This is a genomic window from Nocardia citri (assembly GCF_054065835.1).
The window spans coordinates 26,238-42,039 of the sequence record NZ_JBSUQM010000018.1 but is presented as its reverse complement, the minus strand read 5'-3'; the positions used below and the strand labels follow the sequence as shown (position 1 = coordinate 42,039).

The 15,802-nt window shown below is 66.5% G+C and carries 12 protein-coding genes and 1 pseudogene; 9 read left to right on the top strand and 4 right to left on the bottom strand.

Features of this window, described 5'->3' with window-relative positions:
- Positions 1-59: 59 nt before the first annotated feature.
- From ACW2Q0_RS22190 to ACW2Q0_RS22170, 5 genes are all read left to right on the top strand, one after another.
- Positions 60-884 (top strand): LLM class F420-dependent oxidoreductase, encoded by an 825-nt coding sequence (locus ACW2Q0_RS22190; RefSeq protein ID WP_457192814.1) that lies wholly within the window; start codon positions 60-62, stop codon positions 882-884.
- Positions 885-1,176: 292 nt separating this feature from the next.
- A complete protein-coding gene (locus tag ACW2Q0_RS22185) occupies positions 1,177-2,586 on the top strand; it encodes an MFS transporter (RefSeq protein ID WP_457192813.1) in 1,410 nt (469 codons plus the stop codon).
- A gap of 46 nt (positions 2,587-2,632) precedes the next feature.
- The gene (locus ACW2Q0_RS22180; protein ID WP_420776945.1) at positions 2,633-3,292 is read left to right on the top strand and encodes a response regulator transcription factor; all 660 of its coding nucleotides are present in this window, start codon (positions 2,633-2,635) and stop codon (positions 3,290-3,292) included.
- Positions 3,293-3,332: 40 nt separating this feature from the next.
- A complete protein-coding gene (locus ACW2Q0_RS22175; protein WP_457192812.1) occupies positions 3,333-4,757 on the top strand; it encodes a sensor histidine kinase in 1,425 nt (474 codons plus the stop codon).
- Positions 4,757-5,662, top strand: a complete 906-nt coding sequence (locus ACW2Q0_RS22170; RefSeq protein WP_457192877.1) for a TAXI family TRAP transporter solute-binding subunit — start codon at positions 4,757-4,759, stop codon at positions 5,660-5,662. Before ACW2Q0_RS22175 ends, ACW2Q0_RS22170 begins: the two co-directional genes overlap by 1 nt.
- A 3-nt stretch (positions 5,663-5,665) precedes the next feature.
- Here the strand turns inward: ACW2Q0_RS22170 and ACW2Q0_RS22165 are convergent, their stop codons facing one another.
- Positions 5,666-5,986 carry a metal-sensitive transcriptional regulator gene (locus ACW2Q0_RS22165; RefSeq protein ID WP_457192876.1) on the bottom strand — a complete coding sequence of 107 codons (321 nt, stop codon included), beginning with the start codon at positions 5,984-5,986 and terminating at the stop codon, positions 5,666-5,668.
- Between the two features lie 408 nt (positions 5,987-6,394).
- On the opposite strand from ACW2Q0_RS22165, the gene ACW2Q0_RS22160 reads away from it, so the two are divergent.
- Together ACW2Q0_RS22160 and ACW2Q0_RS22155 are read left to right on the top strand one after the other, a co-directional pair.
- Positions 6,395-7,204 (top strand): S-methyl-5'-thioadenosine phosphorylase, encoded by an 810-nt coding sequence (locus ACW2Q0_RS22160; protein WP_457192811.1) that lies wholly within the window; start codon positions 6,395-6,397, stop codon positions 7,202-7,204.
- 50 nt (positions 7,205-7,254) lie between these two features.
- Positions 7,255-8,238: pseudogene (locus ACW2Q0_RS22155) on the top strand (NAD-dependent epimerase/dehydratase family protein); the annotation flags it as partial.
- Positions 8,239-8,626: 388 nt separating this feature from the next.
- On the opposite strand, the gene ACW2Q0_RS22150 reads toward ACW2Q0_RS22155, so the two are convergent.
- Entirely contained in the window at positions 8,627-9,625 is a 999-nt protein-coding gene (locus ACW2Q0_RS22150) for a GAF domain-containing protein (protein WP_457192810.1), read from the bottom strand.
- 478 nt (positions 9,626-10,103) lie between these two features.
- On the opposite strand from ACW2Q0_RS22150, the gene ACW2Q0_RS22145 reads away from it, so the two are divergent.
- Positions 10,104-10,664: an NADPH-dependent FMN reductase gene (locus tag ACW2Q0_RS22145; RefSeq protein ID WP_457192809.1), complete on the top strand. Its 561-nt coding sequence runs from the start codon at positions 10,104-10,106 to the stop codon at positions 10,662-10,664.
- 154 nt (positions 10,665-10,818) lie between these two features.
- On the opposite strand, the gene eccE is transcribed toward ACW2Q0_RS22145, so the two are convergent.
- Positions 10,819-12,468, bottom strand: a complete 1,650-nt coding sequence (eccE, locus tag ACW2Q0_RS22140; protein ID WP_457192808.1) for a type VII secretion protein EccE — start codon at positions 12,466-12,468, stop codon at positions 10,819-10,821.
- Positions 12,469-12,580: 112 nt separating this feature from the next.
- Between eccE and eccB the strand changes: the two genes are divergently transcribed.
- Positions 12,581-14,068, top strand: a complete 1,488-nt coding sequence (eccB, locus tag ACW2Q0_RS22135; protein WP_457192807.1) for a type VII secretion protein EccB — start codon at positions 12,581-12,583, stop codon at positions 14,066-14,068.
- Positions 14,069-14,387: 319 nt separating this feature from the next.
- Here the strand turns inward: eccB and mycP are convergent, their stop codons facing one another.
- On the bottom strand, positions 14,388-15,794 hold the full coding sequence (gene mycP, locus ACW2Q0_RS22130) for a type VII secretion-associated serine protease mycosin (RefSeq protein WP_457192806.1): 1,407 nt from the start codon (positions 15,792-15,794) through the stop codon (positions 14,388-14,390).
- Positions 15,795-15,802: the final 8 nt, after the last annotated feature.

The window sequence follows — 15,802 nt, the reverse complement described above, 5'->3', positions numbered from 1 at the left end:
TCGGATCGGAGTGCGGTCCGGACGGAATAGGGACGGCAGCGGCCTCGTTCATTCGGGACATGGCTATCGGAGATCTCGGACAGTTCGGTGTATGGCGTTACTACGGGGCGTTCACCCCGCAGGACGCGCAGGACCTGGAAGGACTCGGCTACGGCACGCTGTGGCTCGGCGGGTCCCCGCCCGCCGAGTTACCCGTGATCGAGTCGCTGCTGGAGGCGACCGAGTCGATCACCGTCGCTACCAGCATCGTGAATATCTGGACGGCACCCGCGAAGCGGGTCGCGGAGTCGTTCCATCGGATCGATGCGCGCTTCCCGGGCCGGTTCCTGCTCGGCCTCGGTGCGGGCCATCCCGAACATCAGGGCGAGTACCGCAAACCCTACGAGGCGCTGGTCGAATACTTCGACGAATTGGATGCCGCGGGCGTTCCCAAGGAGCATCGCGCGCTGGCCGCGCTGGGCCCGCGCGTGCTGGGACTGGCGGCGCAGCGGTCCGCGGGCGCGCTGCCCTATAACGTCACCCCCGAACACACCGCGCGCGCCCGTGCACTGCTCGGTGCGGGTGTGCTGCTGGCCACCGAACACAAGGTAGTCCTCGACGACGACCCGGTTCGGGCCCGCGCCACCGCCCGCCCGCGCGTCGAGTTCTACCTCGACCTGCAGAACTACGCCGCCAACCTGCGCCGCCTCGGCTTCACCGACAGCGATCTCGCCAAACCCGGAAGCGACCGCCTCATCGATGCCCTGGTAGCCCATGGCGACGCGGATTCCGTCGTCGATCGCCTCTGGGCCCATCGGGCCGCAGGTGCCGATCACGTGGTGATCCAAGTCCTCGCCGACGAAGCCGCCACGCTGCGCACCCTGGCGCCGCTGCTCGTGAAGTAGACCCGCGCCGGCGAGCGGCCCCGGAGACACCAGACCGCTCGTCCTGAGGGACGCTTGAAGTGGACCGAACAGCTCGACCTGAGCAGACGACGCCGCCCTTCGCCGGGCGTCGTCGGTTCAGTACGGGATGACCGTCGGTTCTCCCGATTCGTTCGCCGAGGTTCCGGCGGACAACCGACGGTAATCGCCCTAAGACAGCGTTAGAAAGGGCGCCCGGCGCTTCCATCGGCGCTGTGACTGCGCACACACTGGTCTCCGACCGACGCAAGGCCGCGTCGAAGAAGGAGGTCTTGTGACTACGACACAGCCTGTCGGCGAACGCCGGGTGGTCGCGAATGTATTGCGTGGTTCCATCGGCAATCTCGTCGAATGGTATGACTGGTATGTCTATGCCGCATTCAGCGTATATTTCGCGAAGTCGTTCTTTCCGAAGGGTGATTCGACCGCGCAATTGCTTTCCACCGCAGCAGTTTTCGCGGTCGGCTTCCTCATGCGGCCACTCGGTGGCTGGGCGCTCGGTCGCTACGCCGACAAGTTCGGCCGCCGCTCGGCGCTCACGCTGTCGGTGACGGTGATGGCGGCAGGTTCGCTGCTGATCGCGGCCACGCCGGGATACCAGACGATCGGAATCGCCGCGCCGGTACTGCTTTTGCTGGCGCGGTTGTTGCAGGGCCTGTCGGTCGGTGGCGAATACGCGACCAGCGCAACGTATTTATCCGAGGTGGCCTCGACCGGTAAGCGCGGATTCTATTCGAGCTTCCAGTACGTCACGTTGGTCGCGGGACAGTTGGTGGCACTCGGCGTGCAGATCCTGCTGCAGCAGTTCTCGAGCAATGCGCAGATGAACAACTGGGGCTGGCGCATTCCGTTCGTGATCGGTGCGGCGGCCGCGCTGCTGGTGATGTGGCTGCGGCGCAGCATGGACGAATCAGAGCACTTCGAGGCCGAGGTCGAGGCCGAGCATGCTCCGGCGGTGCGCGGCGCCGGTGCGAAACGGTCCGCCCGCGGTTCGCTGCGGATGCTGTTGCGGTATCCGCGGGAATGTCTGCTGGTGATCGGGCTGACGCTCGGTGGCACCGTCGCGTTTTACACCTACACGACGTACATGCAGAAGTTCATGATCAATACCTCGGGGATCTCCAAGTCGACGGTGTCGTGGATCAACTTCATCGCACTGCTGGTTTTCGTGGTGCTGCAGCCGCTGGCCGGTGCGCTGTCCGACCGTGTCGGCCGCCGCAAGCTGCTGATCTTCTTCGGCGTCGCCGGCACGCTGCTCACCGTGCCGATCATGACCGTGCTCGCGCATACCAGGAATCCGATCGCCGCGTGGGCGCTGATGATGGGCGCGCTGGTCATCATCACCGGCTACACCTCGATCAATGCCATCGTGAAGGCCGAGCTGTTCCCGACCACGATCCGCGCGCTCGGCGTCGGCCTGCCGTACGCGCTGACCGTCGCGATCTTCGGCGGTACGGCCGAAACCATCGCGCTGTCGCTGAAGCAGGCGAACCATGAATCGCTGTACTTCTGGTACGTCGCCGGATGCATCGGAATCTCGCTGCTGACCTACTGGTTCATGCGGGAGACCTCGAGCGGATCCGCCATCGACGCCGACGCCGCTGCCTCGCACGATATTTCGCTCACCACGGCGGATACCTCGGCCGCCGAGCCGGACCGTGGCCTCGCGGCGGCTCGACCCTGACGGCCCGACCGCATACGCCGCTGCGACCCTGTGGAAGGATCGGCGTGTGCGGCTGGCGGTGGTCGAGGACGATGACGGTGTAGGCGACGCGCTGGTAGAGGCCCTCAACGCCCGCGGCTATCAGGCCGAGCGCAAGCGCCGCGGCGCCGATCTGCTTACCGCGCACCGCGGTTACGATGCGGTCATCCTGGATCTCGGACTGCCCGATGGTGACGGTCTGCACGTGCTACGCCAGCTGCGCGAGGTGAGTTCGGTGCCGGTACTGATCCTGACCGCACGCAGCGACGAACGCTCGATCGTGCGCGGCTTGCGCGGCGGGGCCGACGATTATCTGGTGAAGCCGCCGCGGATCGCGGAATTGATGGCCCGGCTGGAGAATGTGGTGCGCCGCGCGGCCGCCGGATCGCAGCCGGAGCGGGCCGAGGTGGTCACCGGGGATGTTCGGGTCGATCTCGCGGCCCGGGTGGTCGAGGTCGCCGGGCGGCCGATCGCATTGACCCAGAAGGAATTCGAATTGGTCGAGGCGCTGGTGGAACGGCCCGGTGCCGCGGTCAGCCGCCAGCAGCTGATGGATCGGATCTGGGGTGACGCGTTCGTCGCGGTATCGCGCTCGCTGGATGTGCATATGACCGGGCTCCGCGCGAAATTGGACCGACCTGGGCTGATCACAACGATTCGCGGCTACGGTTACCGCTGGGGCCAATGATCGTGGCGGCCCAGCGGACCTAACAGGAGCGGAGCCCGGCATGCGCAGACGACTACTCGTCGCGCTGACGGTATTCGCGGCGATCGCGGTATTCGCCTTCGCGGTACCGCTCTCGCTGACCTTCGCGACCAGCCGCACCCAGGAGTTCGTGGCCGATCGCTCCGGCGATGCCGACCGGTTCGCCAGCCTCGCCGATGCCGCGGTGGCCGAGGGCGACAGCCGGGCACTGGCCGACGAGGCCGGGCGCTACCACGATCTCTTCGGAGAAAATGTGCTGGTGGTCGATGCCCGCGGCACGCGGACGGTGAATGCGGGCATGGACGCGTCCGTGGACCCCGTCGAGGCGGCCGTTGCCGCGGCTCGCCGCAATCAGCGGCCGCAGCCGGTCTATCGGCTGACCCCGTGGAGTCGCCCGACGGTGCTGATCGCCCGGCCCGTCGGTACCGGGGTGCAGGTCAACGGTGCGGTGGTGATCGAGGCATCCACGGGCCGCGCCCGCTGCGATATCGCCCGTGCGTGGGCGGTGATCGCGGTCGGAGCGGTGCTGGCCATGGTGGTATTCACCATCCTGGCGCTGAGTCTGGCGCGCTGGGTGCTGCGCCCGCTGGCGGCGCTGTCGCAGGCGGTTGCCGAATTGACCGCGACCCTGCCGAAACCGCGCGCCGAGGCCGCCGCGCACGTCTCGATCGCCCGCCACCACGGCGGGCCGCCGGAGATGCGGGCGGTCGCGGAATCCTTCGATGCCATGGCGTTGGCCGTCGCGGATTCGGCGGATGCGCAACGTCAGTTGGTCGCCGATACCGCGCATGCCATGCGTAATCCCCTCGCCGCCTTGACAATTCGTCTAGACTCGCTGGAGTTCGCCATGCCGGACACTGCTGCGGCCACCTTCCGTGGCGCGGGCGCGGAGGTCGAACGGCTGACCGCGCTGCTCGATGGCCTGCTCAGTTTGGCGGTGGCCGAGACACCCGCCGCCTTCGAGGCCGCGCGCACTCCTTCGGACAACGACAACCATTGCGATGCGGTACAGGTGGCTGCCGATAGGGTCGACGCCTGGTACTGCGCCTATGCGAACGCCGGGCAGCAATTGCGGGCGGCACCGCAGGTGACCGAGGCCCAGACCGCGGTCTCCGCCGATGTGCTCGCCCAGATTCTCGATGTGCCGCTGAGCAATTCGTGCAGATATGCCGGATCCGGCACGCAGACCGTCATCGTGATCGATGCCGAACCGGGCTGGGTGACCGTCACCGTCGGTGACGATGGTGCCGGTGTGGAGCCCGCGGAGATCGATAAGCTGACCACCCGGTTCTTTCGCGGCTCCGGCGCGTCGTCCGGCGGTTCGGGGCTCGGCCTTCCGATCGCGGCGGCACTGGCGCAAGCACGTGGCGGGACGCTGTCCGTGCATCCGGTGCAGCCGCACGGTCTCGCCATCCAGATCTGGCTGCCGCAGGCGCTGCGGTCGTGATGCGGCGGCGGAAGTTCCTGGCGCTCACCGTCTTCGGTATCGCCGCCGGTGCCGTCGGGTGTGGTTCGGACCCGGAGCTGGTGCGGCTGGCCTCGGGCGAGGTCGGTGGCTTCTATCACGCATTCGCGGAACTGCTCGCTGCGGTCGCCGAAGAGGAGGGGACGGTCCGGATCGCTCCGGTGACGACGACCGGGTCGCAGGAAAATCTGGCGATGTTGGCGAACGGCCAGGTGGATGCCGCACTGACGCTTGCGGATTCGGTACAGAGTGAGCGGGCCGCGTTGGTAGCGCTCGGGCGGGTCTACGAGAACTATCTGCAGTTGGCCGTGCGGTCGGATGCGCCGATTCAGCAGGTCACCGATTTGCGTGGGACCCGAGTAAATCTGGGCGCCGCTGGATCCGGCGCGGCGGTGACCGGTGAGCGGCTGCTCTGGGCGGCGGGCGTGAATCCCGTTTCGGATGTGAATATTTCGCATCGACCACTGCGAGATGCGGTGGCCGGTGTGGAATCCGGCGAACTGGACGCGCTGCTATGGGCCGGCGGCGTACCGACCGACGCGCTCGATGTGCCGCAGCGGTTGCGGCTGGTGGAACTCGGTGAGTTGGCCGCGCCGATGCGGGAACGCTTCGGACATCTCTACGATCTGGTCGAAATTCCCGCCGACGCCTATGACAGCGGGCGTTCGGTCCGCACCGTGGGCGTGGCGAATCTACTGCTCGCCGCCGCGACCATGTCCGATGCGGCGGCCGGGGCGATCGTCGACCTGCTGGTTTCCCGCGCGGATAAGCTGGTGCCTACCGAGGCGGCAGGCACTCAGTTCCTCGACGCCCGTTCGCTCATCGGAACCGATTCCGTCCCGTTGCATCCGGGTGCGGCTGCGGTGTACCGACGACGACACGGGTGAGCGTCAGGAGCGCACCAGGCGAGCGATGGCGTCGGTGGCCTCTTTGATCTTGGCGTCGGCTTCGGGACCACCGGCGAGCGCCGCGTCCACCACACAGTGGCTGATGTGGTCCTCCAGCAGGCCCATCGCGACGGCCTGCAGTGCTTTCGTCATCGCGGAGACCTGGGTGAGGATATCGATGCAGTACTTCTCTTCTTCGACCATGCGCTGCAGGCCACGGGCCTGGCCCTCGATCCGACGCAGACGCTTGAGGTAGTCGTCCTTGGCGGTGATGTAACCGTGGCCGGAATGGTCGTGGGTGCCCGCCGAGTCACTGCCCGGCACGGGCGCGGTGTCATTGTGCGACGGGGTGGATGTCACCGACTGTCTCCTCGCTGCTCGGCAGCCGGTTTTACACCGGCCATTAATACCCCCCTAGGGTACAGTTTCGCGAGGGGGTTGTCAGGTCACAGCGTGCTGGGCCGCAATTGTCAGCATGATCGCGGCCGCACCGCCGAGCCGGATCGCGAGCACGGCACCCGGGGACCGGCGACCGCCAGCGCCGATTTCGCCAGCGGACCCGAGGTAAAGACCAGTCCGCTGCCCACCGTCAACACACCCCGGCGCGCGTAGGCGACGAACTCGCCGACACTTCCATAACCCGGCCAACTCAGGTCATGATGAACGACGGTCCGGTTGGCCGGATGTGGACCCGTCTGGTCGGGTACCGGAGACGAGCGGGAGAATCGGTGCATGAGTTTGGATGTTCGGCCCGCGCTCGCCGTGATCGGCGGTAGTGGCTTCTACGATTTCTTCGATAACGAGGCGAGCACCGTCGAGGTCGAGACGCCCTACGGCAAGCCGAGCGCGCCGATCGCGGTCGGCGAAGTGGAGGGTCGCCCGGTGGCCTTCCTGCCCCGGCACGGCAAACAGCACGAATTCGCGCCACATACGCTGCCCTACCAGGCCAATATGTGGGCGCTGCGCTCGATCGGGGTGCGGCGGATTTTCGCGCCGTGCGCGGTCGGCAGCCTGCGCGCGGACTGGGGGCCGGGGACCGTGGCCGTGCCGGATCAGCTGGTCGACCGGACCTCGGGTCGTCCGCAGACCTACTTCGACGGCGGTGGCGTGCACGTCTCCTTCGCCGACCCATACTGCGACGAACTGCGCTCCGCGGCAACGAAATCCGCGACCGATGTGCTACCGATCAAATCCTTCGGAACCATGGTCGTGGTGCAGGGCCCGCGCTTCTCCACCCGCGCCGAGAGCCGCTGGTTCGCCGCACAGGGCTGGGAACTGGTGAATATGACCGGACATCCCGAGGCGGTGCTCGCTCGTGAGCTCGAAATGTGCTATGCCGCAGTCGCTTTGGTGACCGATTTGGATGCGGGTCTGGAGGAGGGCGACGGTGTGCACGCGGTCGATGTTTTCGCCGAATTCAAGAAGAACCTCGGACCGTTCAAGGAGTTGATCCGGCGCTCGGTTTCGGCGGTCACCGGAACCGATACCTGCGACCGTTGCCGTGTCCATGCGGGAGTGTCGCTGCCGTTCGAATTGCCGTGAGCTCGGGCCGGTGGCCGCTGGGTGAGTTCGGAACGCGGGATGTGGATGCGATGAGAGTGCTGGTCACCGGGGCAGCCGGGTTCATCGGAGCACGGTTGCGGCAGGCATTGGCCGCGGCCGGGCACGAGGTGGTCGGAGTCGATCTACCCGGACCGGATGTGGCAGTGCCGGATGGGGTTTCGCTGGTGGACGTGCGCGATGGCGATGCGCTCGAACCGTTGCTGCGCGGCATCGATACGGTGTGTCATCTCGCCGCCGTCACCTCCGCGCCCGAATCGGCGGTATTCGCCGTGCACAATGATCTCGGGACGGCGGTACTGCTCGACGTGATGGGGCGGGCGAAGGTACGTCATCTGGTGCTCGCCTCGTCAATCGTGGTGTACGGCGAAGGGCGCTACCGCGGAATGAACAGCGGGCCCATCTATCCCGGCCTGCGACGGCGAGCTGATTTGGATCGCGGCATGTTCGACCATGTAGCACCGCGCACCGGGGAATTGCTCACCTGGGAGCCGGTCACCGAGGACGCGCCGTTGCGTCCGCGCGGCTTCTACGGAGCCAGCAAAATGGCGCAGGAAAACTATGCGCTCGCTTGGGGGTTGGCCACCGGCGCGGCCGTCACGGCTTTGCGGTACCACAACGGCTACGGCCCGGGTGTGCGCGGCGGCTTCATCGGTGATTTCCGCACCGCACTCGATCAGGGCCGCCCGCCGTTGGTCGGCGAGGACGGCGGGCAGGTCAGGGATGTGGTGCACGTCGACGATATCGTGGCCGCCACCGTAGCCGCCGTCGACCGCCGCCCACCCGGCTTCCTGCCCCTGAACATCGCCTCCGGCCACCCGATCACGATGTGGGAAGTCGCCTCGATCATGGCCAAAGCATGCGGCGGCCCGGCCCCTGTCGTCACCGGCCGCTACCAGCTCGCCGACGCCCGCCACCTCGCCGCCGACCCCGAACGAGCCAGGCGCACACTGGGTTTCACCGCCCAAATCTCCCCCGCCCAGGGCCTCACCGAACTCGCCGCCCCCGCAGTCGAGACCACCACACCCCAACGAGAGTCCGCCCCACTACAGGTGCGGGCCGCCCCCATGCCTGCGACCGCTCGCGGCCCCCATTCGGATCCGCGGCCCGCGGCGCCGATCGTACGTTCCGAACACCCCGATGTGCCGAGTCCGAACGTGAATCCGGCCGCGCCTCGACCGAAGCCGACGGTCGAGAGCGCGGGGCCGAATATGAAGACACCTGCGTCCCAGCCTGAGTTGGCGAAACCGGAGGCCGGGACAAGCTCGCCGATGTGAAAGCGGTGACGCCCGCCGCACGTCGACGACGCCAGGGCGTGGGCGATGGGTCGAATGTGAAGCGGCTTTCCATCTGGTGGGGGTAGTGCGGCGAGGTGGTGTCAGTCGTGTGCCGGGGTCGAGGTGATCAGGGCAGGCCGGGGTTTTCCACTATTCCGAGCTGGACCAGGACGAAGTCGGGGGAGGGGGAATCGGGGGTGCCGCCGGGGAGGGGGGAGATTTCCAGATCGGCGACGATCCAGCCGTTGGTTTCGCTGGCCAGGCGGACGGCGCGCAGTTGGTGGTGTGCCGCGCCGGAGCGCATTGCATTGCGGGCCTCGATGATTCGGGCTCGGTCTGTCGGATGGGGAACGGTGCGTTCGTCGGTGCCGGCCCAGCGCATCGTCGGAACCGGTTCGGTAACCCAGCGGATCAAGCGGATCTGGGCGGTGTCGACGATCGCGAGGTAGAGGTTCGGTTGGGCGCGGCGCAACATATCGAGTGCAATGGCCTCGAAGGATTTGCGTTGCGGTGCAACGCTTTCGGTGACGTCCACGGCCAGGCCGCGCCAGCGGTGCCGGTCGGCGAGCGTATCCGCGTTGCGGGTGGCCACCAGCAGGGAACGCGGTCCCGGCTTCGAGTGCACGGTTGCCGTCCCAAGCCACCGGGAATCGGGTTCGGATCGCATCAGGTTCGCGACGAGATCCAGAGCGCCGTCGAATCGTTCGACCATCTCGAAGATTTCGGCACCGACCCAGTGGGTGCGGTTGGGCGCGAAATCCGGACCGAGGTCGCGCAGCCGCGTCTGCACGCCGCGTGTGCGCGCATCGACGAGAAACGGCGCGACTCCCGGTGCGGGCGGGGGATCTCCGGGGCCGACCCACAAGTGGATCGCGTACACCTGTTCATCCGGACCCAATAGTGGCACCGCCCGCAAATACTGCCCCGACCAGGCCTGCCGCGAGGTCGGCAGCACCTGATCCACGACCGATCCACTCGTATACGCCGCGGCGACGAGCGGCTGCAACCGACCGGGCACGGCCCGCTGAACCGACTTCCATTCCCGCGGCGTTGTACCAATGGCCAACACCGACCAGTTATCGACACGGCCGAGCGTTTCGATCAATAGCCAGCGCTCGATGATCACTTCGTTCCCCTCCCGAATTCGAATCTACGTCACGATCACCGCTGATAGCCAATGCATATCGGGTAAGACCCGAAGACGGTCAGCACAGACTCCGCAGCATCGGCACGCTGCGTCTGCCCAGACAGCGCAGTGTTGAGCGCTGGACGGTCAGCGGACCGTGTTCAGTTCGGCGAGGCGGGTATGGCGATCGGTCGCGCTTTCGCACGCACGAGCGCTTCGGCTGTGCGTGCGCCCACTGGTCGAAGGCGCGCGGTTCGCAGCCGGTTACCTCCTGCACGGTGGGGTAGACCGGGGATTCGTCGAGAATGCCCTCGGCGACGAAGGGCGAGAATGCGTGCCGTTCCCGCCAGCGTCGCAGCGCGTGCGATCACCGAAGCCGGTCCATCATTGGGAATCACCGAGCCGAGCGTCGAGGCATCCGGCGAATGAAGGCACCCGCCTCGGCCGTACCGTCGCCACCCGGAGTTACGCTCGCCCAGTGGATACTCCGCTACGGCTAGAGGTCATCGTGGCCAGCACGCGCCCCGAGCGATTCGCTCCGGTGGTTGCCGACTGGTTCCTGCGCACGGTCCGGGCGACCCCGGAATTCGATACCGGCGTCATCGATCTCATCACCACCCCACTGCCGACGGACCTGACCGTCACCCCTGAGGTCGAGGCATTTCGCCAGCGCCTGGCAGCCGCCGACGCCTTCGTCGCCGTCACCTCCGAGTACAACCATGGCTACCCGGCGTCCCTGAAAACCGCCTTCGACAACGCCAAACACGAATGGCGCGCCAAACCCATCGGCTTCGTCTCCTATGGTGGACTCTCCGGCGGTCTGCGCGCCGTCGAACAACTCCGCCAGGTGGTCGCGGAAATCCACATGGTCTCCATCCGCGAAACCGTCAGCTTCCACCAGGCCAAAAGGCGGTTCGACGAATCCGGCAACACCCAGGACGGTGCCGCCATTGACGCCGCCGATCGGATGATCCGCCAATTGGCTTGGTGGGCAAGAACTCTCCGCTCCGCCCGTGCCATAGACCCCTACCCGGGCTGACCACCCCGCACGCTTGGGACCGTGGGGCGGATTCGCGGACCACAATCTGCGAATCGACTGTGCCGGCCGCGATCCGCGCGGCCGGATAGCGGTGCGGGCAGTGGACGCTCGGAGCGGCCGATCAACCCCATTGCCGCGCAACGAAACCCGACCGCTACTGCTGACTCTCAGCCATAGCCCTACGCCCCCGCGGATGCCCGATATACGTCGCCTCGCGCGGAATCGATACCAGCGTGAGATCGACCTGAGTAGTCCCGGTCCGCAGCACCACATGGTTCCCGATGGCCCCCGGCTGGTGGATCGACAGGTCCGGGCGGGTCGCGGGCCAGCCCATCGGATCTCCGGTCACATAGATGGTCGTGACACCCGCGTGCGGCGCGGGCGCCAGCACACCGTCGACCACGGTCGCGGTGAATCCGGCATCGGATTGGTGCGTCTCCACCGCGATCTGCAGCCGCTCCGGATTCCCGATGGTGGTCACCAGGTTCTCCCAGGCATGCGCCCGATCGGTACGGATCAGGATACGTTCGCCGACCGCCAACGCGCGGAATACCAACTGCTGCGCCAGATACAGCTCACCGGCCACATACACCGTCGAGATACCGGTACCGACGATACGAACCGCGACGCCCTGAGCCTCGTCATCCGACCCGATCAGCTGACCGCATCCCGACGACGGCAGATGCAGTGCGCCGATCACATCGATCGGGTATTCGGTCACTGGGACGGCGTCGTCCAGATCCGGAATGGCCAGCGGCAGATGCGCGAGCAGGCCATCGCGCTGCCGCCCGTTCATCGATATCAGGCCTTTGAGCTTGGTGCGCTCCGGCAGTTCGCGCGTGGTCAGCCGCCAGGCCGCGCCGATGCTCACAGATTCGGCCGAATTACCGGGACGCAGCCGCACCGCGACGGTCGTACCGCGCGACGGCGCGACCCACAGCTGGGAGAGCAGATCCGAACCGAGCCGCTTCGGGTCGACCGCGCTACCGATATTCACACTGTTGCCGATTTCGGCGTGGCGCCAGCGATGGGTCAGCGTGCGCGGATCGAAGCCCTGCGTGACCTGCAGCACCGCCTTGCGGATCTCGGGCGCGGTGAGGATTCGTGCGCTGCAGTCGGCGTCTTCGAGGGTGCGCATAATGCGTTGCGTCGCAATGGTTACCGCGCGTGAGGCACCCTCACTGCCGCCACCGCGCCGGGCCGCGGCCTCAGGGCAGGCGATCGCATCGAAGCTGATGGCGAGCCACACATTTCGGTGCGCGGTCGCGGGCAGCGGGCCGAGCAGCGACTCGTAGATCGTGCCCGCGGGCGTACCGGAGCGGCTGCGGTAGCCGTGACTGATGATGTCGATACCGCTGAGCAGAATGTCGTGCTGGTTCAGGCATTTCGCCAATTCGGGCAGCGGCAGCAGATGGGAGGCGTGCACCGTGGTGCGGGCAATCCGGGTCAGCCCGCCCTTCGGGGCCAGTACCTCGACGACCGCGACGACCCGGCTGCCTTGCCAGTACAGCCCGAGCGAACGCCCGTCCGAGCCACGGAAGTCGACGGTGTCCCCGAGCTGGTAATCGCGGTGGGTGACATAACGCCACCAGGTGGCGATCCAGTCCAGGATGGTGCGTTTGGCGACGGGGATCAGTGGCAGCAGTCCGACGACAACCGCGACGCCCAACGCGGGCCACACGCCTAGCCCGAGCAACAGGGCGAGCAGTCCGGCAACAAGCCCGATCACCTGCGCGATCAGCAGATTCGGTAGTGAGATGCGCCCGAGCAGCGGGCGTGGTCCCGCGCCGGCTTGTTCGGCCATCGTCGTCCCCCAAGTACCCGGTATCGGCCGTATCGCAGCGGCCGAGCTGAACAATAGTCCTCGGGAACTGTACTGTGTTCGGCGAACGCGAGCATTGTTCGGGGAGGGAAACATGCCTTCAAAACCCACTACACGCTGGCAGGTGAGCGGTTACCGCTTCCTGGTCCGCCGGATGGAACACGCACTGGTCCGCCGGGACGTGCGCATGCTGCACGATCCGATGCGCTCCCAGTCCCGTGCCTACGCGGCCGGTTTGATCATGGCCATCGTGGTGCTGGCCGGTTGTGGTGTGCTCGCGCTGCTGCGTCCGCAGGACAAGATCGGCAGCAACAAGATCCTGATCGGCAAGGAATCCGGCGCCGTATACGTGGTGATCAACGATGTTGTGCATCCGACGCTGAATCTCGCTTCGGCCCGGTTGGCCGCGGGATCGCCGGAAAAGGCCGTCATCGTCAAGGAATCCGAGATCGGCAAGAAGGCGCGCGGCCAGCTGATCGGTATTCCGGGCGCACCCTCTTCGTTGCATTTCGACAAGGACGGCAAGGGCCGGATCTGGACCGTCTGCGACCAGATGAAGGTCGACGGCAGCAAAGACCTCACCACCTCGGTGCTCGCCGGAAGTCTCTCGCTCGGTGAGAAGGCATCGGTGATGGGTAAGGACCGGGCACTTCTGGTCCAGGGCAAGGACTCGGCGTATCTGATTTACGACGGTAAGCGAGCCCGCGTCAACCTCAAGGATCGCGCCGTCACCGACGCGCTGAAGATCACCGGCACTGCCGCCCGGCCGATCGGCGAGGGCCTGCTCAATACGATTCCCGAAGTGCTGCCGATCATTCCGCCGCATATCGATAACCCGGGCGGCTCGGTGACCTACTCGGTCAGCGGCCACCGGATCGGCGACGTGGTGCAGGTGCCGAGCGAGCCCGACCTGAACTATGTGGTTCTGTGGGATGGTCTGCAGCCGATCTCTCGGGTGACCGCCGAAATCATCCGCAATAGCAACCCGACCGCGGCCACCAGCAGTTGGATCGAACAGATCGAGCGCACCCGCGCGGATGTCTCGCGGGCGCTGCCGGTCGGTGACTATCCGCAGTCCGCTCCATCGCTGATCCAGGCCAAGGATGATCCCGTCAGCTGCCTGTCGTGGAAGCCGCTGGCCGCGGCTGCGGAGAACAAGGATGGCGGCAACCGGGCCGAACTCTCGATAATCACCGGTGTCGCACTGCCGATTCCGGATAACGCCAAACTCGTACCGCTGGCCCAAGCCGACGGCTCCGGTGCCAACGCCGATTCGGTCTACATCCCGCCGGGCACCGGCGCCTTCGTCCAGACCACCGGTATCGAACCCGACAGCCGCCGCAAGGACAGCAAGTTCTACGTCGCCGATACCGGTGTCCGCTACGGCATCAAGGACTCCGATGCGGAAAAGGCGCTCGGCATGGATTCGGAATCGGGCACCAAGGCCGAACCCGCACCCTGGCCGATCGTCGGCCTCCTCGCGGCCGGTCCGAGCATGTCCCGCGCGGATGCCATGGTCGCGCACGATGGCGTGGCCGCGGATCCGTCACCGTCGAAATCGCCCGTCGCCTCAGCGAATTGAGTCAGTCCTCGGCTTCGAGGCCGCGCGCAACTCGGCGACTTCGCTGTGTAGCGCGCGGATTTCGTCGATCAGCACCGTGATCTCGTCTCTTCAGTGCGGTCGGCGGTCACCTCGACGGCCTTCAGTTGCTCCATGACCCAACTGGTCGTGTGCCGGTGGCGAAGCTGATCAGCCGATGCCGAGCGTCGGTCGCGCGCTCCCAGTTTCGTGTACGGGTCGGTCTGCTGCCTTCCGATGGTGGTGCGCTCGTCTGAACCATGGGAACTACCTGTATCGATCGGGTGCGACACCCTGGGTACCGCCGTCTGCCGCGACGACGCTACATATCGTCCGAGCTGACCCCGAAGCGGCGGCGGATCGGAAATGAGGCGAGGTAGCCGAGCACCAAAAGGCTCCCGATGATCCCGGTGCCGATCAGCGCCACATTGCGGGCTCGATTGTCCGGCGGGGGAGCCGGTTTCGGCACCGCGAGCTGGGCACTCTTGGCTGTGCTCGGCCCCTTGGGCGGCAGCGGCTCGCTGCCTACCTCAGCGGTCAGTGCCGCGACCGGATCGACAGCGCCGTAGCCGATATACGGACTCCATCCTGCGGCCGGCGCGTGCGCGGTGGCCTGTATCCGCTTGACCACATCCAACGCACTCATATCTGGGAAGCGGGCTCGTACCAGCGCGACCACACCGGAAACCAGCGGTGTCGCGAAGCTGGTTCCGCTCATCGCCTGTTGCTGCCCTTGCTGGTTCACGGTGCCCGTGGCGGTCCCGGTCCCACGGGGGTCGAGCGAAGTCATATTCTCGCCCGGCGCGGCCACACTCACCCACGGTCCCGGCACGGTGAACTTCGACGGTGCGCCGTTCGAATCGATCGAACCCACCGAGAGCACATAGTCATCCCAGCGCGCCGGGCTCACATTGACCTTGACATTGCTCCACGGATCGGCAGAAGGATGCAGCGGATCAATGATCTGCTGTTCGGTCTTGCAGGAGCCGTCCTGGTTTCCAGCCGCCACGACCACAACGACGTTCTTCTCCAGCGTCGCGTATCGCACTGCCGCGCCGACGGATCCGTCGACGTCATTGGACGAGCCGCACCACACCTCGGAGATATTGATGACGCTCACGTTCGCATCGGCCGCGCGCCGGATCGCCGAGGCCATGGTCGCCAGATTGCCGTAGCCCTCGGGCAGGTCCTCGGGATTGCGCTCCCTGGACCGGCCTTCCTTCTGATACATCTTGCTGGTCTGGCGGATGGTCATGATCCGCGCTTCCGGCGCGACACCGGAGAACCCCTGACCGTCGATCTTCGAAGCGGCGATCAGACCCGCGACAAAGGTGCCGTGCCCATCGCAGTCCTCGGTGCCGTCACCCGCATTCGCCACAAAGTCGCCACCTGCGATCAGTCCCGGCAGGCGGGGATGTCGCGCGACACCGGTATCGATGACCGCGATGGTCTGGCCCGCGCCCTTGGAGAACCGCCACGCGCTGTCCAGATCGAGTGAGCGCTGTGCGGTGGGAATCGTCGCGCCCTCACCGCCCGACATCGTATTCGAACAATCGGAATTCGCCGGCCGCTCGGTCTTTTCGGGCGGCGCGGCCGGATCGCCCGCGGGAAGCAGCCCGGGATTCACCGCGGGCGGATGATCAGCGCAAGCCGTACCGGCACCGAGACCCAACGACGCGCTCAGGCCCAACGCCACGGCCGCTGCCGCGATGCGCATTTGTCTGTTCATGCCTGCGC